Below are 23,879 nucleotides of genomic sequence, written 5' to 3'. Positions count from 1 at the left end.
CCAAAAGTAAAAACTATTAATTTAAATCTAAAAAATATAAGTATCACATTAATATCACTAATACAATTTTATTAAAATTTTTCATCATACATATAATAATCAAACCTTATTACATGTAGCAGTACAACTGAATTTAACCAATACATTAGAACTACAGATATCCATTAATGAATCAATACCAATATTTTAAGTATCTATAAATGAAGTACTTGTATAGTATTTTTATACATACAAGCAATAAGAATACGATTGTTTACTTTATCATAGGCAATATCAGCCATTCCATTTTCATTTTCCATCAAAACGCTTATAGATTTTTTATCGGAGCCCAATTTCAATATCCGGGAAGATTTCCAATCATTCGACCATGAAGAGACATAGATATTATCATTCTTGTCAATTATTATTCCATCTAAATTTGAGAAAGGTATTGCTATCTTATCTTCTATTTTTCTACTCTTGGGATCTAAAATATATATTGCATTATTAGTTTCATTAGTTGTACATATATAAAGAAGTTTTGTTTTCAAATCATAAAAAAGACCATTAGGAGTTAAAATATTATTTTCTTTTAATAACGGATTAAAAGAACCGGAAACAATATTAACTTCATATACTTGATTAGCTCCTCTATCAGTCACATAAACCACCCCTCGTTCATCAACTTCAATATCATTCAACTGTATGGCACCTGGTATTGATATTGTTTTAATCAGTTTATAACTTTTTGCATCATATAATGCTACTTCATCAGACAATCCATTTTCTTTTGTATTATCTTGGTCAATAGCACATATAATATATTTTCCATAGCGTTTAATTCCCAAATATTGTCCTTTTCCTTCCTTTTTCACCTCAGTTGTTTTCTTTTTAGAATCAACAACAATAAAACCTCCAGAGCTTCCTCCAATATTGGATATATAATAAGTTTCTGTATTAGGATCAAAATCAACACTTTCCGGTTTGTTAAGAATTTGACCATAAGAATATTGAAATAATAAATGTAATGTTACCCATGTAACAGCTAAACGAAAACACATATCTTAATTTTTTTTACAAAAATCCACATTTATAAAAACATGTAAATTATCACATGAATATCTCTTTTCATTAAAGTATTTTAAACTTTCTCAAACTGTTTTCAAGAACATTTTAAAATATCCTATTACTCTCATAATTATTATTGTACATAAACAAGAATATTATTAATTTTATCATCATTGTACTGTTATTTGTAAATACGAGATATCACATATATATCACTTTTAACCAAACGTCATAAAGTATTTTTTGATATTTCTATTTTTGCTGGCCTAAATTCATACTGTTCGTATAACTTATTAGAAGGTATGATATATAGAACTAATTATCACTATAATTTGTACACATGAAAAAAATTCCATATTGTTTTTTGCTATTATGCATTTTTGTAAATCTTCATAGCCAAGAAATTGATCCCCATTTAGTAACTCAGCGAGCTTCTACTAATGAAACAAAAGAAATTAAGCGTTTTTTAGCTCTATCTAAAAAGCAATACGAGGAAATGGATTTTAAAGCCAGCCAAAAAAGTGCCAATAAAGCCTTACTAAAAAGCCAAAAAATCCATTACTCTTATGGCATCGCATACAGCAATTTTTATATTGCCCAATCCCTTTTTGACATCGGGAAACCAAATATTGCTCTACAATATTTATTAGCGGCAGAAAAAGAAGAGTATTCCCAGGAGAGCCCAATATTAATGTCTGATATTTATATAAAAAGGAGTAATATATATAGCTCTCTAATGATGCCTGGAAAGGCAGTTGAGATACAAAAACAAGGTTTTAAATTTATAAACAAAATTAAAGATAAAAAAAGCATAGTTCTACAAGAAATTAAAGCATATAATAATTTGGTTTATTTATATCTTGCTGAAAATAATCAGGATTCTATTCGGTTTTACTTAGCAAAAACTAAACATAATATTAATATCATAGGTGAGTCCAGGGTGCCAACAGAAGAAATTACTACAAATTATAATTTAATTGGAATATCCCAACTTTCAAATAAACACTATGACTCAGTAGAATACTGCTTAAAGAAGTCTCTGAAAATTGCAAAAGCCAGAAAATTCAAAAGTACAAACTTCACTTATTTAATTTGGGGAGATATGAAAAAGGAAATGAATCAACCTGATTCAGCGTTATACTACTATACAACAGCATTAAAAAATACTCAAGAGCTACGGCTCACAAAGGCATATCCCTTTATTTATCATCGCATTGCTGATGTTTATCAATCAAAAGGAAATATGGAAAAATCCAATGAATTTAATGCTAAAATTATAGATTTTCAGGATAAATCTATAAAACAGATTTCAAATAATCAGGAAGAGGCTGTTGAAAATTTAATTACCGATGAAAAAACGAAATCAAAAACCCATATAACTCAATATCTCATCTGGTTTGTATTATTAACTCTCATTATTTCGATCTTAATTTTTTATTATTTTACAGGACGACAACGTTTAATAAAAAACAAAATTAACATTCAAAATAGTATAATAGCAGAGAAAGAAGAAAAAAATTTATCACTAGAGCAGAAAATAAATGAAGCATTTGATGAAGTAATAAGGCTAGCCAAAGAAAATAGCACGGAGTTTATCAAACGATTTGATGAAGTATACCCAACAGTTATTCCTACTCTACTAAAAATAGATCCCAAACTTCAGACCCGGGAGCTTACATTTTGTGGATACCTATACTTAAATTTTTCAACTAAAGAAATTGCGCAGTACACTTTTGTCACTCCTAGAGCTGTTCAGCTTAGGAAAAACAGACTCCGTAAGAAGCTTAATATTCCTTCTGATCAGGATATTTATTTATGGATGAAAAACAAGGCAATGGATCATAATTAAACAACATTATAAATAATATATTGGTTTACAAATCATTAATTTAAAACAGAGAAAGGTATGTGATATCTATTAATTTGTAAAATTTGATTCCCTACCCTATGTTTGCTAGTATAAATAACCGTATATCTAAACTGTTATGAATAACGTAAAAGATATCCACATTGGAACTCTCATTAAACAAATAGTATTGGAGGATAAAATTAAAATATCCCGTATATGCACTTTCTTAAATGCTACGGAAGCGGAAATTAATGATATGTACAACTCTGAAAGCCTTGATTCAACAATATTATTAAGATGGTCAAAGCTTTTGGAATATGATCTCTTCAGAATCTTCTCACAACATTTGATTTTATATTCCCCACCGTCGAAAAGAGAACGAGAAAATGTTAAAAAAAAATCTACCGTTCCTCAATTTAGAAAAAATATTTATACCAAAGAACTCATAGATTACATTATCGAAATTGTGATAAAAGGAGAGATGTCCAGAAAAGAAGTAGTTCAAGAGTATGGAATTCCAAAAACAACTCTATATAGGTGGCTGGTAAAATACAGTCCCAAAATCAACGAACAATTTTCAAAATAAAGTTAAAAGTATGGAAGATAAAAAAACATCAATTAATTATGGTAAAATTTATTTGGATATTATTTCTAAAAAATTTCCCGAAAAAGCTACAGAATTTGAAGAGGCATTACAAAAGACAACTCTTACTGCATTAGACATCATTAAAATAAATCAAAAAATATACGGATTAACTAATCAGGAATCGAATACACAAAGTCAAAAATTTCGTTCATATGATCGTGCTTCAATAATAGAAATGTTAGATTATCAAAAAAATAACCTTTTGAATAATACACAAACCGCTAAACATTTCAGTATCAGTAGAAATACTATTACAAAATGGAAGAAAAAATATTATTAATACTGAATTAGTATATTTCCCAAGACCTATAAGCAATATTTTTTCTATAAGCTGCTTTGAACACTTTATGGAAAATAATATCCCCTCTCTTAACTTCTGGGCTACCCATAAAAATAAAAAGTAACAAGGGAAAATTTTCTCATTTTATAATAAATAAAATATACAAAACTCATTTTCTGCACTTAATAATTTCGAGATACAGAGATAATCTTATATTTTTCAATTTTCCTAATATTCTTAAAGCTAATCATAATCACTAAAAGTTTTACTTATTATCCAATGAATAATTTAGCCAAGTTGGGATAGGAAACATCTAAAATGATATAAAACCAGAAATGTTACATTTCTGGTTTTACTTTTCCCAATATTCATATTCATTAATAGAAAATAAAAATACTGGGAAATAGATTCCCAGTATCAAACACAAAACTATGAAAAAAAGAACTCATAGAACATTTAATAATGATCACAAGTAATAAAAAAACCTATAACGTAGGGCTATCTATCCCCCTATTCTATCTGGACATGCTTGTGTATTTATACACCGCCAAGCGAATGTTGCTCCTTCATCAATTGAAGTATAAATTTTCAAACAATTGTCTGTCATATCATATACTATCATTCCCTCTACAAAATCTGAAGGAGGAATTCCGACCGGATTTCCCAAGCTATTAAATTGCACCCTATTTACTACCAATCCTTTAAATTTAGATTCCAATACCAGCCAAGCCCCTTTTCTTGTCAAAGGCCAATGGTCAGAACCAACAACATCTTTTCCTTTATTCAGAGAGGATATCCCCATTTTACTATCCAAAGATTTTTTAGAAACTTCTGTAATTCCAGGTTTATAACAAAGACAGTCTGTTGTTATCACCTTAGCAGTAGGAGAGTTTTTGCTACCCTCACTGCTAGTAACAGTTGCATAATAATAATCTGTTTTAGAAGAAGAGGAAGCAGGAGGAATAAAAGTATTTGTATTCGCTCCATTAATAATAGTCCCTCCCATATTACTGTCTACAGAATTCTTAAACCACTGGTAAGATAAAACTTCAGAATCCGAAGATAATACGGAAACCGTAATAGGTGTCGGAACAGTATTTTTACATACTGTTTGAGTACTGGGATGAATAGACGAAATTTTTAAAGCAGATACAATACTGGCAGTACAAATTGATAATAACGAACCTCCATCTCCTCCCAATCCGCTAACTGTTAATTGAGTATAAGCTGTAGGAGCATGTATTTCGAATAGGCCACCGCCTCCGCCATGTTGTGCCCCACTCCCCGAAAATATCGCGTTATCTATAATGGTCGAATAACAACTGTTATCAGAAAAAATTGATACAGCCCCCCATTAGAATTAAAAACAAAATCTTGATTATTAACTTCTCCCGTAGCTCCCAAAATAAAAATCAAATTATTAACGGGTTCATCAAACAAAAATGTAACCGCCCATTCAGTTCCTTCACTTGGTCCCAAAGGAGCAGTACGACCAACCCAAAGAGATTTTTCACTCAATCTCCCCCACATGTTGGATAGCTGTCGTTAAAGCTGACCACATTTCCTGTTGAAACAGTTGTAACCTTAATCTCATTAACTATAACTTCACCGTTTACTGGTATATTTAAAGTCGGGCCCGGGCAATTAATCGTTTGTGCATGCAATCCCTTCAAGGTCACTAAAAAAATGAATAAAATGAGCCCTAGAAATCTATCTTTCCGCATTGTTAATTTCCTTTAAATTTTATGTATTAGAAACAGATATTACCCTTAATTGCTATTGATGCACTTACATACTTAAGTACATCTAATAATAAAAATTAAAGCAACATCATACTTAGTGAAGAGTAACTCCGGATTTAAGTAAATACACTTATATTAATAAATCTTCTTTTGTAAAACAAAGGTAAATCATCCAACTGATAATAATCTTAAGAAATATTATTCACTTTCTATTGAATTTAATGTTTTTTTGTATAAAAAAGCTCCAAGTAAAAGGAAGATTTTTCACCATTTATCTTTGTTCTATATACTTTCTAATATAAAATCTATACATATACGAAAGTATTTATCATATATATTATATTTTAAGAATTTTATCATATGTGAATTATTTACTTTTATGATATCTTATATAAAAGGCCTGGATTATTTTAATCCAGGCCTTTAAAAACTAATCAAATATTCAATATTAAAATAACACTATATTTCCGAATTTAGTATAAAGTCAGCAGCACGGTCTCCGATCATAATGCAAGCTGCGTTTGTATTACCTGTGTTTATCATTGGCATGATAGAGCCATCAGCTACTCTAAGATTCTTAACACCATATACCTTTAACCGTGGGTCGACAACTGCCATTTTGTCTACACCCATTTTAGCTGTACCCACTTGGTGGTGATCACTGACAGCATGGGCCTTAATAAAGTTTTCAAGATCTTCAATACTATCAACTTCAGCTCCTGGAGAAAATTCCTTTTTAATAAGCGACCCCATTTGCTTTCCAGTAACTAATTTACGAAGAAAAAGCGTTTGCAGTACAAGTGCATTCAAATCATCCGGATCTTCTAAAAATCTCGGATCAATAATAGGTTTATCATTGGGGTTGTTTGATTTTAGTTTAATTATCCCTCTACTTTGTGGGTGTAATAATGTTGAAACAATTGTAAAACCATTTTCAGGTGATTTTTCCATGGGATATGGAAATGTTATAAGAATTGGTTGCATGTCCGGTACCTTCATATCTGGTTTTGTTTTCCAAAAAAATGTTCCTTCCAAACCTTGGGCTTTAGACAGAGGAATATTTTCATGTGTCTCCCATACATGCGGAACATTAATATGGTCTTGTAAATTCTGTCCCACACCTGGTAAATGTACTTTAGAACTAATACCTACTTCTTTAAGATGCTCCTGATCTCCTATTCCTGACAGCATTAATATCTTTGGAGTATTAATTGAACCTGCACTTAATATAATATCATCTTTCGCATAAGCTTGTTCTTCATCTTCGGAAGAATCAATGGTATATGCTACACCAACTGCTGTTTCGCCAGAAAATACTACCCGAGTAACATTGGCATTAACCAAAACAGTAAGATTAGGATGATTTTTTAAAGGCTCCAGGAAAGCAACCCAACTACTCATCCTTTTGTTATCTTTAAGGGTTAACCATGTATGATAGGCCCCAAACATCTCATTACCATCATTATAATTTGGGTTATAAGGAATTCCCAAATCAACAGCATCGGCAATGAACGCCTTTGTAATATCGGTCGGTTGGGGATTTAAAGTTATAGGCAAATCACCCTTAGTTCCCAATTCATCCTTATTAATAGCATCCTCTTCAGGAATAAATTGCTCGAATCTTTTAAAATTATTTTTTACTGATTCATAATCCCAACCATGGTTTCCCAAATAGGCCCAGGTATCAAAATCTTGTTTTGCACCTCTTACATAGATCATTCCATTAAATGAACTGCTCCCTCCCAAAGTTTTTCCCCTGGGAAAGGGTAACCTACGATTATTAGCAAATTTTTGAGGCTCTGTCTCAAAGGCCCAATCAACATCCGAATTCCATAATGCTATAGATCCCATTGGATCATGTATTTCGGGTTTATTATCAATAGGCCCAGCCTCAATAAGCAAAACTTTTTTACCCGCGTCAAGTAATCTCCTTGTTAAAATACATCCGGCTGACCCTGCACCTATTACAATATGATCATATTTCTGACCTATAGTATTTTCTTGTTTTCCCATATAATTAATTATATTTTATAAATATGTTAGTATCTCTTATTAAGTAATTTAACATCCAAGGTTTAGTTAAACTAAAAATCTTGTCTTCCAACTATAATAGCATTTCTGCTCACTTTAAAATGTTGAGATAATTGTTGGGTATAAGTCTATATTTTTTTCTTAAAAATTCAAGAACAGCTCTCTATCATAAAAATCCAAATTCTATCACTCCGAATTATCAAGCTGTAAATTAGATGACACGGTTAAAAATAAATACTTACGGGAATCAATCACTCATTTATCCAAAGCACTGAAATAGAATAGCTTGTATTACAAAATTAGCTTATAGCATCAATAATTAACTTAAGATATATTAAGAGAATGATAAATCTAAAAACTTTATAAGCTTAAATAAAATAAAGAAGTCCATCTTTTTAAAAAAGATAGACTTCTGTTTTGAAAGAATAGGTAAAGAATAAAGAATGATCATGACAACTTACCTCCTATGATTAATAGCTATAACTGTAGCTATAACGCCATATCTTTTATGGTTTTTTTATGGTTTTATGGCTTCCAAAAAGACCATACACTCCCATTATAAACGGCTAACTGACGAGCTACTGTATCATACACCATCATTCCGGCAGAAGGATTGATGATATTTAAATGGGGACTAGCCACCTTAGGGAGAATCATGGCCTTATCACTGTCCTCAAGGACCAGAATACCCATAACAGCGCTTTGCTTACCAATACCCACCTTACCGTCTGCATTTTCTTCCCTATCCTTTTGATCGCTTAAATCTACAACTCCTCCCGGATCAACACTCAAATCATGCCATACACCACTACTTAATAATTTTACCTTTTTGTCTGTTGTATCAAATATAAAAGTCCCATTTTCGGTGATACCTGTCTTATCTTCTACATAAGGCAGGATAAGACCCCGGTTTTCTGCACCAGAGAACTCCAGAGAAACAGACTCATTAGTAAGCTCAGACTTTCCTATTGCTATTTGTCCATTATACAAACTTCCAATAAACAACATACTGATTAATAGTACTCTTTTCATTTTTATGGATTTTAGTTTATTTATTATAGGTTATCTTGTGTTCATCGATCCCGCTCTATTAATTATAATTCCAAGGGGATTATCCAGATCTTCCACTTTTTGTTACTCACAATAATATTCGCTCACCACTCCATTATGAAAATACAAATAAAGCCTCCTTTTATACATCCCCCACAAGTATTTTTTAGTAACATACATCCACTCATTACCCTTTTCTGCATCTGGAACTTTGGACATAAAACAAACTATTTCTTTAGGGCTTTTTCCTAATAAATGTTCTTCTATGAAAGCTTCATCAATACTCATTGAAAATATTTTATCTTTTGTTATCAATACTTCTATTTTTTTATTTTTTCCTATGAAAGCAAAACTTTCTATTTTACGATCTTATCATAACCTTCCCATAATATCCGTTAGGGAAGCCCTTCTTTCTATTATTTTACCCTCACCATCAATTAGAAAAACAGTAGGGGTACCCGATATACCGTAATTTCTAAAATTAACCCCTTCAAAACCTTTATAATCACAATATTTATCCTCCCAGGGTAATTCCTTGCCCTTTTCTTTAAATAACGATTCTGCCTGATCACCGGAGACAGAGATTATATGAACCCCTCTTGATTTTAGCATATCATATTTCCCACTAAGATCTTTTAAAAGATCTTCACAGGGACCACAATCTGATCGGTAAAAAAGTAATAGTGTTTTATCATAACCCTTTCCTGAAAAGGAACTACTTTTAAGAACTTTATATCCCGAAGCACGAAGATCAAGATCTGGAGCCTGCATTCCTACTGCTGCAGATACAAAAACAGATAAGGGGCCTTCGAAAGAACTTATCTTGCCGCAAGCCCTGATGATGGGCGTAATAGCACTGATAAAATCATCTCTCCCGTTACGGGTGAACGCCACGGCCAGTCTTTCTGCAAAATCCCTATACTCCGCAGGATTTTTGATTCGGGAGCTTACGGTTTCTACATCTTTGGCAAAGGACTTAGGATCCTCCAATACTAAGGCATGAATATCTGCCCAGGAAGCGATCACCTCCGTCCAGTGCCCGGAAGTATACAGGGCGTCCCAATCGAGATCCCTGGTAATATAATCACTGATGTTTTTTGCCTTTTCTTCCTCCGCTTCAAAAAGACCAGTTCCTATACCCTGGGTAATATTAATGATATTGATAAGGCCTGATGCATAACTCTTGTTTTTCTTTAGCTCTCCCTGATAATCCCCATAAGCCTGAACTTGAGTTTGAGCCTCTTTTTCAAAAATCAAATAGTTTTTATCCGTCTTTGAAAAAGATTTCGTGGCCTGGAGCATGGCTCCATATCTGGCGAAGATCGCCTGCTCTTTTTTATAAAGACTATTAAGCTCAGGGATTTCCGTATTATTGGTGTAGATAATGTTCTTATCCGTGGGCTTTTCTTCACTGCAGCTTACCGAGAAGCTGTGCCCCGGGATCAGCAGATCAAGTCCGCCCCCTTCTTTACTCCCGGTGATAAGCCAACGACTCATACCCCGATAGGGAGCATACTCCTTGGGAATATGTAAAATAAACTTCCCGTTTTCAGGAATTGTCCCTTGGAACACTGTTTTGGCCTCACTCCCCTGAAAGAGCACAAAATCGTAGCTCTTGCCTTTAAAATAAGGAAAATCCATTGCAATATCCTGCCCTTTGGATACCAAAAAGAAAATCCCTAAAATTAATACTATTATTTTTTTCATAGATAAAAATTATGATCTGTAAATTTTGATAAACTACATCTATAACACGGACTATTCTTAAAAATACACGATAAACAAAGCTCAACTATAAGTTAAGTATGGTAAGAAAAATCCAGTTTATCCCTAAACCGGGACATTAAATAGTAAAAAAACCCTTAGTGGCAAAAGCCACCAAGGGTTTGCTTAATATGAAAAATGAAAACCTATTCCTGAATACAACGAACACTGTACCCGTTTGTACGGTTTGTGATGACATTCACCCCGGTGCTACCAAAGTTCAAGTTGTAGGCGTAGGCACTTGCGTACTGCGTACTGCTCCAATAGTACCCGTTGTTGCCACGGCTGAACAGGGCTCCATTCACGTTGTTACGGCTGCCGGCGGCTGGCAGAAATAATGTATTTCCAAACTTGCCTCCACTGCTGTAATTCGTTGGGCTATTTGTCCAGGTCCCTGTAGTAGTGAAGCTATTATTAGCAATCACCTTCTGCCATTGGTCATTTGTAGGAACCCTATATCCTACAGGACATGGATCCTGCGCAGTCTTCGTTGTATCAGACCAGCTGTTATTAGGAAGCGGAGAACTAATCCATCCTCCAATAGCACCACTATTAGCCTGATCATCCGCCTGGCTTATATAACGTCCTGCCTGGCCTGTCTTAGCTCCCCATTGGTATTTAGCTCCGTGAATAGAGGCCGAAGGTTGGAAGGGATCTGCATTCATATCAGCCCCTAAATTATGACACATAAACGCCTTAAAGACTCCCGGTGCTATAAATGCTCCACACGTTACAATATGGATGATGATATCGCCATCATAAATGCCATTGTGAGCAAAAGGAAGCGTTCCCAAAACCATAGTATTTCCAGGAAGAAGCTTTAAGGCATTAAAACTACCATCCCCATCTACCTCAATACTCACCGCAATACTTCCCGAACTACTAAACGTTCCCGCAGGATAAGAAACCCTAAACTTATTAGTGTCTCCTCCCTGGCCACTTCCTGAATTATTGGAAATCCATGCGCTCGTATAAGCGTCATAACTACCTTTCCCTCCAGTATAAGGGACTTGAATCGTAAGCTTATTAGATCCGTTATCTACAACTCCCTGGACATCTCCTGTTCCTCCCAAATTCACAGAAGCAACATACAGGTTTTGAGGAAGAGTAAAACGGGCAGTACCCTTACCTACTATTTGGCTACTCGTACAAGAAAGGGAAAGCTTTGTCCAGACACCCGTAAGGGTACCATTGGCTCCCGGAGTACCCGTAATAGGATAGCTTATAACAACTGTCTGCCCAGAAGTCAAAGTAACATTACTCCCACTTACTGATCCTCCTGAAAAAGTGGGAGTACCAACCGTTAGACCTGTAATACCACTTAAAACCAAATCTCCCGAAGAAAAATTGATCGTCGCAGAAGAAAAAGAATTATTCGTTACCGTTACTTTATAACTGGCTCCTGATAAGGCTGAGCCCGAAGTGTAGGTACCTGAAAAACCGGTACATTCGGAAGTTACCACGGTAGAAGATGTTGTAGAGCCTACACAGCTCCAGTTAGGTGCTCCAGGAGTTCCCAAATTCAGGGATAAACAACCCGTAGAACCCACTCCACAATCTGTACAATAAACAATCAAACCGGAAACTGGGGATACAATATTATCCCTTTGTACTTTGGTAACACGAGGAGGAGCAAAACCCTGCGTCGTACTGCTTACATCTAATATTGCTGAAGCATCCGCTACTGCAATTCCAACACCAACATTACCGCCTGTAAAACCAAGGTTCTTTCCTGACAAATCAACCTGACGATTACCCGAAAGAGATCCATCTGAATCATAAATATTATAATCAGAGACTCCTGCACTACCTCCCAAAACCTGCCAGGCAGTACCATCAAAGTAATAATAACCAGCAGTGGTAATATTTTGAGTTACAGCATCTGGGCTACTTACTCCAGAAGTGGCATAAATAAGAGTTCCCGCCTGATCCAAACCATAACGGGAATTGCCTGATTGAATCTGATCGCCTGTTAAACGAGGGGCAAGAAGACCCTCCGCGCTACTCCCATCACTGTTTTTGGCCATTACATCTAATGTAGCCTTGGGATTCGTATTATTGATGCCTACCTGACCGCTCAAAGCAATACAACAAAAGCATCCGAAAATTAGTAATAGTGTTTTTCTCATCTGTGATAATTTATTAAATTATAAGTTGCTATTATATAATAATAAGTGTATAGAAAAGACCTAACTTTTTTAGAATTAAGATTTTTCTATAGATGTAATTTTAAGCTTTTGTGACTATGATTATTATTATTTTAATGAATAATCGCATTAGAACTATCTAAGATCAAAATGAACTTGAAAAAATTACCCTTCCCATATTGATCAAAAAAAATATCCTTAGTCACTACTATGTAATATCTTTTGCAAAATTACTACGATACAGCTCAAATACTCTTAAGATTTCTTAAGAACAGAAATCATTAACAATTATAGTACAATTAAGAAAACCCATTATTTTTTCATAACAGAATAATGTAAAGTTAAATAAAATTCATATCAAATCACAAATTCAGGAAATAAATTTTATTCATTATTACAATTATTCCAAAATAAGTTCTTTGATAATGGTAATATGCCCTGAAAATATATGATAAAAAGCTTCAAAGTTCTACGAACAAAGTAAACTAGCTAAAGGTCGTCATTTATACATTCATTCCCATCATAGAAATCTTATGAAATCCAATAAGTGATATTAATGTGATACTAGTTTGCTTTTAAATAATACAAGTGATTTTTACTTTTGTCAAAATTATCCTTTTAGTTAGAATATACTATGCAAAGAAACCACAACTTAATACTTATGAATTTGCTCAAACTCATTAGATAGATAAGATTATTTTAAAAATAAGCCCAGTCTCAGAATGAATAATTAATAATTCCATCCTTAAAATATAATTTTCATTATATTAAATGATTATCTATTTTGCATTCATCTGCTGCCGATCATTTGCACTAACAAGCTAATTAATAACAATTTATAATTTCCCTAATTAGAAACAAATATTCTGAATAGATATTGCTACGCAAAAATTTTATATTGTTTTACCCATAGAGCTTAAATTTTCTTAAGATATCTTAAGGATAGTACATCATCTTTTTGTCTAAATTTAAATATCATAGGCAAATATGTATCATATAGCATATTAAATACTTTAAGCCTGATATAATTTATTTCTTATACAACTTATCTGACTATATAGGGATTATATTAGAAATTAAAATAACAGTACTCTATTAAATAGAATCTTGTTGATCAATCATTGAAAAGAGATATGATAAATTATTAGTCATAATAACCTAAGTACAGTATATATAATAAACAATAACAAATGGTATACAAATTATTTTTAAAGCATGTCGAAGAATATATCAAAGTAGATGATGAATTAAAAGTATCTCTTACTAAGCTTTTTGAATATAGGAAAATAAAAAGTAAAACTCATTTACAATTGGCTGGAGAACCTTGTAATTTTATATATTTTATTATTTCAGGATGTCTTAAATCATACTATACGGATAAAAATGGGAAAGATCATATTCTCTCATTTTTATCCCCAGGACTATGGGCCTCAGATCTGAATTCATTTATCAATGGATTACATTCAGATTACTCAATAATGTCAATTATGAAAACAGAAGTCTTACAAATATCAAGACCCTCATTTGAGAAACTATTGGCTAATCATATAATAATGGAAACTTTCTTCAGAAATATATTGCAAGGAGCACTCACAACGCAACAGACCAAACTGGTAAACATCCTTTCTTTAACATCCCAAGAACGATATGAAAATTTTCTTAAATTATACCCCTCAGTTATTCAACATGTTTCGTATAAAGATATTGCCTCATACCTAAATATGACACCGGAGCACTTAAGTTTTCTACGTAAAAAGATGCTTAACGACGAAAAAAACAGCTTTGCTAGCACTTGATCTAATATAATATTACTTTTTAATAATAATTATTGAAAAAATAAACCAATAATACAAAAGGCTATTAACCGTTTTTTGTATTATTGGTTATTTTCAATTTTAAAGTGATAAGTTATTTAAGAACAAGAATTCCCAGAATAGCAGGGGGCTTAAATAACTTTGTGAAAAGTAGCATCTCTCTATCTCTTCTTTTTGACACTTCCGATAGTAATCTAAATAGTACTGTAGCTTTTTTCAAACCATTTAATGTAAGAGTTCACTGCACTCCTTACAAAATCTTTTGTGCTGCCTTCAATCATAACTCCATTTACAGAAAACAGCGCATCACTATTTGTAATATAAACCTCTGGCTGTTGCATGGTTGGCATATTAAGAAATACAAGACTTTGTCTTAAATGATGATTAGCTCCAAAACCCGAAATATTCCCAGGAGAATGACTGAAAATTGCTGCCGGTTTCCCGTTCCAAATACTCTTTCCGAATGGTGTTGAGCCTATATCAATTGCATTTTTTAAAACACTGGGAACAGATCTATTGTATTCCGGGGTTACAAATATAACACCATTTACACTTTGCATATCTGCCCTAAATCTTTCAATAGCCCAAGGAATATTTTTGTCGGTATCAAAATCTTGATTGTACACGGGTAATCCTTCCAAATCAATAATTTTAAATTCATATCCCTCCTGCGGGACAAAGGATTTAATTGTTTTGGCTATTTTTTTTGAAAATGAATCTCTATGCAAACTTCCTGCAAGAATTCCTATAACTTTTCCCATAATTTTTATTGCTGTTTTCCTTAATATTAATTGTACTCATATTTTAATAAAATCTACCAGATAGGAATAAATACAAATAGCCCAACTCATTTTTTTCACTTAAAAAGTATATTTTTAAGAGCTATTGCTACCTGTGTAACAGAATCCCTAACAGACTGAATATGTGAAAGATGTTCTAACTTACCATAATCGTGGATTAATCCCTTATAAACAGCAATTGTAGTTGCAACTCCTGCCTCGTCAAGCTTTCGACCATATTCTATTCCTTCGTCATAAAGTATATCATTCTCAGCAATCTGAATAAGCGCTGGAGGCAGTCCTTGCAACTCCTCAATAGACGCTTGATTTGGAGAAGCATACTTTTCCTTTCTTTTAATCAGGTCAGGAACATAATTATCCCACATCCACTTCATTGTTTCAGTCGTTAAAAACCTATCTTGTCCGTATTTTTTATATGACTCTCGAGAAAAATCAGAATCGGTGACAGGCCATAATAAAATCTGATACAGAATATTAGGCCCTTTTTTATCTTTCGCCATTAAAGCTACTGCTGCTGCTAAATTTCCTCCTGCACTATTTCCAACGACAGCCAATTTCTTCCCATCAACCCCAATTTTGTCTCCATGAAAAGAAATCCACTTTGTAGCAGCATATACTTGATTAAGAGCAATAGGATATGTTACTTCAGGAGACAAGGTATAATTTGGAAATACTGCTACAGCTCCACTTTCAACAACCAGATCCCTTACCAATTTTTTATGAGTTAAAAAATCCTCAAAAGTCCAACCGCCACCATGAAAAAACATAAATACGGGAAGTTGCCCTTCTGCCTTTTTTGGCTTTACAATATTAATATTTATAGATATCCCGTCTTGCTGAATATCCATATTGAAAACATCAATATCTGAGTAATCAAAGTTCATAGATGTACTACTTTTAATAAGCATATCTCTAGTATCTTCTATACTCATTTCATCATTTGTTTTGGGATTTTCACTATTCATCTTTATAAGAAAAGACCGAATATCCTTCAAAATATTTGAATCATTTTCAATAGGCCGGTTTATTTTATCCATAGGTTCGCTATACTTGAATTTATTAATGTAATTTTACTTCATCATAATCCTATACAAAAGTTCCATTAACTATTTCTTTCCAACCCTCCCTGAAAGTTCTGAGTTTCGAGAGTGTGATAAATTAGTGTCAAGAAAATTCATTTATAAGGATTTAATAAAAGCATCCACCTTATTAATCAGTAACCTCTAATCTTGCTCTTGTAACTTTGTTTAATTAAATTTTACCTTTAATTTTATCCGCTATCTTTTCTGCTACCATTATAACTTGAGGATTTAAGTTGATAAGAGGAATTTCAGGAAATATAGAAGCATCAACAACTCTTAGATTTTGTATACCATATAGACGTCCTTCAGCATCTACTACTGAATTCTCACCTCCTTCTTTACCCATTGGAACTGTTGAACAAGGATGCTGGAGTGTGGATACTCCACTTAATAGGGCTTTTCTAATCTGTTCATCACTTTGAACATCAGAGCCTGGGTAAATTTCGCTATGATAAAACTCCTTTAATGGACTAACTGTAACCATTTTACGGGCAATTTTAAAACATTCTATCATCCGTAACATATCTTCCTCTGATGTTAGGTGCCTAAAATCGATAATCGGCATATCAGCTGGATTTTTGCTCGCCAATTTAACTGATCCCTCTGACTGACAGTTCATGAGTTCCAATCCAAGAGTAAATATTGATTTTGTAGGGCTAGTAGAAGGGTCTACCAAATGTGATGGTGAGATAGCTATATCAAGCTCATTCTTTGAGGAAGCTCTAGTAGAATTAGTCCAGAGCTGCGATCCTACTACAGGATGTATTCTTGTATTTTTCTCCGGTACTGCCGCAAAATTCATCCAGTAAAAAGGATGGTCAAGTAAACGCTTTCCAACTGGGGCATCTAAAACGACATCAATATCCAACTCCTTTAGGTCCTTCGCTGGTCCAATACCAGATCGCATTAAAATTGCAGCACTACCGTAAGCTCCTGAAGATAGTATTACTTCTCTCCCAAAAATTCGCTTCCCATTTGCTAATAAAATACCCTTTGCTTTTCCTTTTTCTATTATTACTTTATCTATTAAGCTTTCGCTTAAAATATGGAGATTATTACGTTTTCTTACTTGATTATTAAGATAAGCAATCCCTACATTTACACGTACACCATTAATAACATTCATAGGAATAGGACCCGCTCCATTATTTTCATTCGGATCATTAAAGTCCATAACTTCATTATATCCCATAGCAACTGCAGTATCAACAACCGCACTTTGCACTGGCGTTATATAATGCTTTTCCATTTGATGAATAGGAAAAGGTCCTTTTCTCCCATGCCACTTATCTGATCCATGTTCTGTACTTTCCATTTTTTTATAATATGGTAGTACATCATCAAATTTCCAACCTTCAAGTCCCATTTTTGTCCAACGATCAAAATCAAATTTTAAAGCTCGAACTGCTACTGCACCATTGATATTAGAACTGCCTCCAACTCCTTTTCCTCTTGGTGCAATAATAACATTACCATATTCTTGTTCAGTACTTTTATAACCCCAATCATATCTCTTATCCAAATTTGCAGCAATTATATTGCTACTATAAATAAGTTCCGGATTACTTTCGGGATTAAAATCCAATCCTGCCTCTATTAACAAAATCTTCCACTTCTTTTCCTCTGATAAACGATTTGCTAATACAGCACCCGCTGACCCAGCTCCTGCAATAATAAAATCGTAAGGCTTATCCTCATCAAAATCACCTTCCTGATTATTATCATAATCCAAATCTACCCCAAAATTATCTAGAGTATTTTTCATAGCATTAGTTGTAATTCCTATTAAACCTGTAGCCATCGTTAATGCACCAATTTTAATAGCTTCTCTTCGTTCCATATGTATCTTTTTAAAACTTGAAACAAAATTATTTATCAATTACTAATTACTTCTTAATAATTCTTAAGAGATCAAATGACGGCTTATTACAATAAGTAGGCCTGCCTGATGGTATAAAATTTGTAATTGTACGAACGTATAATATAAAAATAATCATTATGCCTAACGATTTTTTTCTAAACTATGTAGGAAACTATATAGAAACAGATGAAGAACTTAAATTAGCACTTATCCAATCATTTGAATATCAGAAAATCGAAAAAAAAAACTATTTACAAATTCCTTGTGAAGTCTGTAATTATCAATATTTTATTATTTCTGGCTGTGTTAAAACTTATCATACTGATAAACATGGAAAAGATCACACAATAATATTTCTTCCCCCACAATGGTGGGCTTCAGATTTAAATTCCTTTTTTAACGGAACCGTTTCAGATTATTCAATAATGGCAATAGTAGATACTGAAGTGCTTCGAATATCAAAAAATTCATATGACAAACTTTTATCTCAACATCCAATAATGGAGACTTTCTTCAGAAAAATATATCAAGGGGCTTTAATTGCTCAACATAAAAAAGTTGTTGAAATGTTATCACTATCTGCACAAGAACGTTATGACAATTTTTTACAACAATTCCCTAACTTATCCGAGTACATTTCTTTTAAGGATATTGCTACTTATCTTAATATGACTCCCGAACATCTAAGCTACCTCCGTAAAAAAATGTAATTACTACTAGACAATTTCTTATAATTTAGAATTACTGAGCTAAATCAGACATGGAAAATATAGGTATTAGAAATCCCGTAAAAATAAATGCTACGAAATAATATGAAATATCTATTTGTTGCATTTATTTTTTAACCAAACAAGATAAGAGTTCCAATGCCCCTATCAACTGAAATTCTAACAAAAAAATGATAAGAATTAAAACTGATATTTATATATCAATAAACTGAAATAAAATGAAAATTTGAAGTTTGTTACAAATAGATAAAAATTAGCGAAAAAAAATTAAAATTTCATTATTTAACTTGTTGCTCCGAATTAAAATCAGTAGGCATAGCATAGTTTCAAATTTACCAAAGTCCTCTTCTATGGTTAATCACCCAACGATACATTCCAAGAATATTTAATTTATTCATTGTTTCAAATCCACCCCAATTTTTCACGTCATCCGAAAATTTGATATTACGATAAAGTTGATCCCAACTTTCTCCTTTTCTTACTAAATCTAATACTTGTTGATGAAGATCTACCATATAGACTTTTTCATTTCTTATATCATCTTTTGTCGTAAGTGTATAATGGCCAACATCAATATAATCAACATCTTGCTGTAAAGCCAGTCTAAAGTAGCTACCCAACCGTCATAATAAAAATCCAGAAAATCATTGTATGGCATTGTTTTAGATTCTCCTACATCAGTCAGTTGTAAAGCCTTATGATTTGGAAACAAAACTACAGAAATACTATTAGAATGACTTGGCGCAATGTGCTTAAGTAATATTAATTCACCCGCCAATTTGATTTGCATTTCCCTATCATATACAACATCCGGGATAGCAACTGGTAATTTTTCTCCGATAATAGGCTCTAATCCGTTTTTTGTATAATAACATATGCCCCAGACCGCTGAAATACTTGGGATCCAGCTGCATGGTCATAATGAGCATGCGTTAGAATAACATACTTTACATTTACCTTAAATCTTTTCTTGATCTCAGATTGTAGCCAAATAGCAGCTTGTGTTCCGGTAGGATCAACTGCAACTTTTTAGTAATAAGTACTAACCCGCTATGCAGTGCTGGTAATGTACCACTAGTGCGTCTGTATAGATTGTCATTTATTTTTACCAGACTCTTTTCTAAAAGCGGTGTAGAATCACTCGAAATATCTGGTAAGACTTCTCGATTTTATAATGTTTTTTGTTCACGTACTCTGCTCCTCAAGATCAAATTTGACCTGTGACTGTATTTTACCATTTATTACAAGTAATACTATCCATATTAAAAGCTGCGTAGTGCTTTTTTCTCCATAAAAAATTATATTTAATTTAAAGGTCGAAAATTAATTTTTTATATAAATTTCTCCTTAATCTATATTAATAAAGAACCAGTTTTTTACATGGCGGATTTACTAACTTTTGCCATAACTTTAATGCATTATGTTTGTAATTATGTAAGTCGTTCGCAATTTACCATAATTACTTATTAAATCCGGGAAATACTTTGTCATATAAATAACCTCTGAAGTTATTTATTTGCTCTGTAACAATATCAAGCCAAACTTTGATGAAAATAGTTACTGAAAGAGAATATAAAAAGCAAAAATTAAAGATAGAATGCTTACTATTGACAAAATGATACCTAAAACAGTAAGATAATGTGGAATTTTCCCTATTAAACTTTTATTTGATTTACCATCCATTTTATATGCCCAATTCAAGTTGATTCTGTATAAGTTCAAAGTATTTTCCTTTGAATTTTACCAATTCATTATGATTTCCTTTTTCAATTATCCTTCCATTGTCTAAAACTATAATTTGGTCTGCCTTTTTTACAGTTGATAGCCTATGTGCAACAACAATCATTGTTTTCCCATTAAAATAACGATTAATATTATTAATTATAATTACCTCATTATTTGAATCTAAAGAATTCGTGGCTTCATCAAAAAAAAGATAATCAGGATTTTTATAAATAGCTCTTGCTATTAAAATTCTTTGCTTTTGTCCATGGCTTATTCCAATACCCTCTGAACCAATGATTGTGCTTAATCCAAGGGGCAATTTATCAACAAAGTCATTAACATTTGCTAATCGAATAGCATTCAATATTTTTTCTTGATTAGCGTTTTCTTCTAAAGAAATATTGTATGAAATCGTATCAGAGAAAATAAAGCTATCTTGTAATATTACTCCACATTTACTTCTCCAAAAAGTATTTTCTACTTCCTCTAAGGTATTATCATTTATTAAAATTGTTCCCTGCTGTTGCTGATAGAATTTAAGAATTAATTTCAAAAGTGTGGTTTTACCACTTCCACTAACTCCTACAATAGCAGTTGTCTTACCTTTTGGAATTTTTAAAGAGATGTTTTTTAATATGTAATTTGAATTATCATAAGAAAAAGAAACGTTGTCGATATTTATATCTTTGATGTCCTCCAAATATGAAATTTTATTTAGATTCTCTTCATTAGGTTTATTATGAATTTCATTTAATCTTTCAAAACTTACTTTTACTAATTGATATTGTAATACAAAGTTTATCAATTGTCCGATGGGGGCATTAATACCTCCCAATATAAACATAATAGCCAGCATACTGCCAATGGTTAATGTTTGATTCATTACTGCAATTGATGACACAAAAATAACTAATATAGTCTGAAAGAATCCAATGAATCTATAACTTTCATATTTTTGAGTAGTTTTAAGCTTATTAATATTATTTAAATAGATATTAGTTTGGATCTTTTGCCATTCGTTACGTTTATTTTCTTCTAAATTATTAAGTTTTATTTCTTGCATGGAACTAATTAATTCATAAATCTTATTTTTATCTTTTATTTCTAGGGTAAATGTCTTTTGATCTAGTAATTTTATTTTATGCAAAAATTTAAAAATCCACAAAAGTTCTAAAATAGTTCCTATAGAAACAATTAAAAAAACATTAATATTAAAGTAAAATAAAATACAGATATAAATTACAATACTAAAAAATGAGAAAACAGTTTGAATTAAATCTTTCGATAAAAATGATTCAATTCTATTATGATCTTGTATTCTTTGAATCAGATCTCCAATATTTTTACTGTTGAAAAATCTTAATGGCAACTGCATCAATTTTACTAGAAAATCAGAAATAATTGATAAACTAATTCTGCTACTAATATGAATAAATAACCATGAACGATAAAACTCTAATCCTATACGACTTACAAACACTAAAATTTGTGCAATTAAAATTAGATAGATGATAGAAATTTTTTTTAATACTACCCCTTTATCTAAAATTTTCTGGGTAAAGAAAGGGAAAATTAGTTCTATACAGGAGGATATTAATAAGGTTAGAGCTATTAAAAAAAGTTGTATTTTATGTTTTACGAGGTATTGAGTTACATATTGCAAATCATTTTTCTTTTTTTTTTTCTCTCGTATATCAAATAATTTTTCTGTTGGATCTAACAATAAAACAATACCTTCATCACTTTCTTGCGCCCATCCCTTTAAAAACTCTTTTTGGGAATATACTATTTTCCCAAAACCTGGATCGGCCACATATAGTTGTTTATTTACAACCTTATATACTATTATAAAATGATTTTGATTCCAAAAAAAGATAGCGGGCAGTGGAACATTATTTATCATCTTTTCAAAATCTAACTTTACTACTAAGGTATTAAATCCTAATTTTTTTGCAGTATCATTTAAATCTGATATAGTAATTCCTTGTTTTAATAAATTACTCTCTACAAGTACAGGATTAGTATTCGAAATATTAATTCCATAATATTTAGCAATCATCCTAATACAGGTTACTCCACAATCTTGACTATCCAATTGTCTAAGAAAAGGAAAAGTCTTTTTAAATAACTTCATAATCAGGTTTACGAAAACTCTCCAATAGATTAGTATAGGTAGGTTCCGGGATTGTTGGCAATGCTTCATTGATGCTTCGGATAGCATCTTTATATGTTAATTTTTCAATTTGAGTCTCCTGTTTAAGTTCATAAGGCATTGCATCAATTACGGTATTTTGAATATAAGTAATTAACCTAATTAAATCATCGCAATAAGCAGAGGGATTATTAAACCCATTTGAAGATTTATATCTGTGAGCAATATAACCGCCCCCACATACTTCCATAATTGGACAAGCCAAACATTTCCTGGCCAACATTTTACCACTATTATAATATACATTAATTAAATTATTTTTCGCAACATCATCAATCTCAATATTATTATTGACATTCAGGTTTGTTTTAGTGAATCCCTCACCGCATATTTTCAAAATATCAACCGCTTCTAACTCTCCATTAGTTTCTAGTACTAAAACATTATTTTCTGATGTTCCCAAGATATCTATTTCAATCTCTTGTCCTAAAATCTTTTTTACTATAATGTCAAAGATCCTAATTACAACATCTTCTTTGTTTATGAACCAAAGATCAAACAGTTCCTTATACCAATCAAACATTGACCTAGAAAATTGATTATTTACTTTAATATGATCATGGTTGGTATCCATAAAAAGAATATCAAAACTCTTTATATTGGATTGTATAAAATTATTATATATTGTAGTTGCAGAGGCATTAGAATTCATTACAGATAGTATTCCAAAAGAAGTTTTATTTCTTTCAAGTACTCGAATGCCTTTCATTACTTTATCATGTGTTCCTTTACCTTTTTTATCAACTCTAAATAAATCATTGATTTCTTTTGGCCCATCCAAACTGATTCCAACCTGAATTTCATGCTTTTTAAAAATATTACACCATTCATCATTTATTAATATTCCATTCGTCTGTATTGAAAAAAACACATTGATATAGTTATCCTTAAAAATAGAAAAACACTCAATAAATTCCTCAAGTCTAGACTTACCCATAAGTAATGGTTCACCACCATGAAGAATGATGAAAAAATCCTTAATACTATTTTTTAGGCAATGTTTTAGCATTTTCCTAGAAAAATTTTTACTGGTTGAAATATCAATAAATTTTGGTTGTTCTACATAGGAAGTATCTCCCATATTATACATATAACAGTAAC

19 protein-coding genes are annotated in these 23,879 nt (G+C 32.0%); 5 read left to right on the top strand and 14 right to left on the bottom strand.

What is annotated here, in order from left to right; translation table 11 throughout:
* Nucleotides 1-194 precede the first annotated feature (194 nt).
* Nucleotides 195-1,040 (bottom strand): SMP-30/gluconolactonase/LRE family protein, encoded by an 846-nt coding sequence (locus PFY10_19530; GenBank protein ID WBV56382.1) that lies wholly within the window; start codon nucleotides 1,038-1,040, stop codon nucleotides 195-197.
* Between the two features lie 347 nt (nucleotides 1,041-1,387).
* Here PFY10_19530 and PFY10_19525 point away from each other — a divergent pair, with 347 nt between their 5' ends.
* The 3 genes from PFY10_19525 to PFY10_19515 all read left to right on the top strand — a co-directional run bounded on the left by PFY10_19525 (nucleotide 1,388) and on the right by PFY10_19515 (nucleotide 3,822).
* Entirely contained in the window at nucleotides 1,388-2,896 is a 1,509-nt protein-coding gene (locus PFY10_19525; protein WBV56381.1) for a LuxR C-terminal-related transcriptional regulator, read from the top strand.
* Between the two features lie 136 nt (nucleotides 2,897-3,032).
* Entirely contained in the window at nucleotides 3,033-3,482 is a 450-nt protein-coding gene (locus tag PFY10_19520; protein ID WBV56380.1) for a helix-turn-helix domain-containing protein, read from the top strand.
* Between the two features lie 10 nt (nucleotides 3,483-3,492).
* Entirely contained in the window at nucleotides 3,493-3,822 is a 330-nt protein-coding gene (locus PFY10_19515) for a helix-turn-helix domain containing protein (GenBank protein WBV56379.1), read from the top strand.
* Between the two features lie 502 nt (nucleotides 3,823-4,324).
* Here the strand turns inward: PFY10_19515 and PFY10_19510 are convergent.
* The 7 genes from PFY10_19510 to PFY10_19480 form a co-directional block, all read right to left on the bottom strand.
* Nucleotides 4,325-5,023 (bottom strand): hypothetical protein, encoded by a 699-nt coding sequence (locus PFY10_19510; GenBank protein WBV56378.1) that lies wholly within the window; start codon nucleotides 5,021-5,023, stop codon nucleotides 4,325-4,327.
* A gap of 101 nt (nucleotides 5,024-5,124) precedes the next feature.
* A complete protein-coding gene (locus PFY10_19505; protein WBV56377.1) occupies nucleotides 5,125-5,340 on the bottom strand; it encodes a hypothetical protein in 216 nt (71 codons plus the stop codon).
* Nucleotides 5,341-6,023: 683 nt separating this feature from the next.
* Nucleotides 6,024-7,577 (bottom strand): GMC family oxidoreductase, encoded by a 1,554-nt coding sequence (locus tag PFY10_19500; protein ID WBV56376.1) that lies wholly within the window; start codon nucleotides 7,575-7,577, stop codon nucleotides 6,024-6,026.
* A 543-nt stretch (nucleotides 7,578-8,120) separates the two neighbouring features.
* Complete coding sequence (locus PFY10_19495) at nucleotides 8,121-8,627, bottom strand: hypothetical protein (GenBank protein ID WBV56375.1); 507 nt, start codon at nucleotides 8,625-8,627, stop codon at nucleotides 8,121-8,123.
* Nucleotides 8,628-8,729: 102 nt separating this feature from the next.
* Nucleotides 8,730-8,960, bottom strand: a complete 231-nt coding sequence (locus tag PFY10_19490) for a hypothetical protein (protein ID WBV56374.1) — start codon at nucleotides 8,958-8,960, stop codon at nucleotides 8,730-8,732.
* A 57-nt stretch (nucleotides 8,961-9,017) separates the two neighbouring features.
* Entirely contained in the window at nucleotides 9,018-10,352 is a 1,335-nt protein-coding gene (locus PFY10_19485; GenBank protein WBV56373.1) for a redoxin domain-containing protein, read from the bottom strand.
* Nucleotides 10,353-10,555: 203 nt separating this feature from the next.
* Nucleotides 10,556-12,538: an FISUMP domain-containing protein gene (locus tag PFY10_19480; protein ID WBV56372.1), complete on the bottom strand. Its 1,983-nt coding sequence runs from the start codon at nucleotides 12,536-12,538 to the stop codon at nucleotides 10,556-10,558.
* A gap of 1,208 nt (nucleotides 12,539-13,746) precedes the next feature.
* On the opposite strand from PFY10_19480, the gene PFY10_19475 reads away from it, so the two are divergent.
* Nucleotides 13,747-14,352 carry a Crp/Fnr family transcriptional regulator gene (locus PFY10_19475; GenBank protein WBV56371.1) on the top strand — a complete coding sequence of 202 codons (606 nt, stop codon included), beginning with the start codon at nucleotides 13,747-13,749 and terminating at the stop codon, nucleotides 14,350-14,352.
* 212 nt (nucleotides 14,353-14,564) lie between these two features.
* Here the strand turns inward: PFY10_19475 and PFY10_19470 are convergent, their stop codons facing one another.
* The 3 genes from PFY10_19470 to PFY10_19460 all read right to left on the bottom strand — a co-directional run bounded on the left by PFY10_19470 (nucleotide 14,565) and on the right by PFY10_19460 (nucleotide 18,092).
* Nucleotides 14,565-15,131: an NAD(P)H-dependent oxidoreductase gene (locus PFY10_19470; GenBank protein WBV56370.1), complete on the bottom strand. Its 567-nt coding sequence runs from the start codon at nucleotides 15,129-15,131 to the stop codon at nucleotides 14,565-14,567.
* 95 nt (nucleotides 15,132-15,226) lie between these two features.
* On the bottom strand, nucleotides 15,227-16,207 hold the full coding sequence (locus tag PFY10_19465; GenBank protein ID WBV56369.1) for an alpha/beta hydrolase: 981 nt from the start codon (nucleotides 16,205-16,207) through the stop codon (nucleotides 15,227-15,229).
* 214 nt (nucleotides 16,208-16,421) lie between these two features.
* Nucleotides 16,422-18,092: a GMC family oxidoreductase N-terminal domain-containing protein gene (locus tag PFY10_19460; GenBank protein ID WBV56368.1), complete on the bottom strand. Its 1,671-nt coding sequence runs from the start codon at nucleotides 18,090-18,092 to the stop codon at nucleotides 16,422-16,424.
* A 158-nt stretch (nucleotides 18,093-18,250) separates the two neighbouring features.
* Between PFY10_19460 and PFY10_19455 the strand changes: the two genes are divergently transcribed.
* Nucleotides 18,251-18,823, top strand: coding sequence for a Crp/Fnr family transcriptional regulator (locus PFY10_19455; GenBank protein WBV56367.1), 573 nt, complete (start codon nucleotides 18,251-18,253; stop codon nucleotides 18,821-18,823).
* Nucleotides 18,824-19,173: 350 nt separating this feature from the next.
* On the opposite strand, the gene PFY10_19450 is transcribed toward PFY10_19455, so the two are convergent.
* From PFY10_19450 to PFY10_19440, 3 genes are all read right to left on the bottom strand, one after another.
* Nucleotides 19,174-19,461, bottom strand: a complete 288-nt coding sequence (locus PFY10_19450) for a hypothetical protein (GenBank protein ID WBV56366.1) — start codon at nucleotides 19,459-19,461, stop codon at nucleotides 19,174-19,176.
* Between the two features lie 1,064 nt (nucleotides 19,462-20,525).
* Complete coding sequence (locus PFY10_19445; GenBank protein ID WBV56365.1) at nucleotides 20,526-22,700, bottom strand: peptidase domain-containing ABC transporter; 2,175 nt, start codon at nucleotides 22,698-22,700, stop codon at nucleotides 20,526-20,528.
* On the bottom strand, nucleotides 22,687-23,859 hold the full coding sequence (locus PFY10_19440) for a hypothetical protein (GenBank protein WBV56364.1): 1,173 nt from the start codon (nucleotides 23,857-23,859) through the stop codon (nucleotides 22,687-22,689). The genes PFY10_19445 and PFY10_19440 overlap by 14 nt, the downstream gene beginning before the upstream one ends.
* Nucleotides 23,860-23,879 lie beyond the last annotated feature (20 nt).

Source organism: Chryseobacterium daecheongense (assembly GCA_027920525.1).
Lineage (GTDB): Bacteria > Bacteroidota > Bacteroidia > Flavobacteriales > Weeksellaceae > Chryseobacterium > Chryseobacterium proteolyticum.
This window is presented reverse-complemented; position numbering and strand designations above follow the sequence as displayed.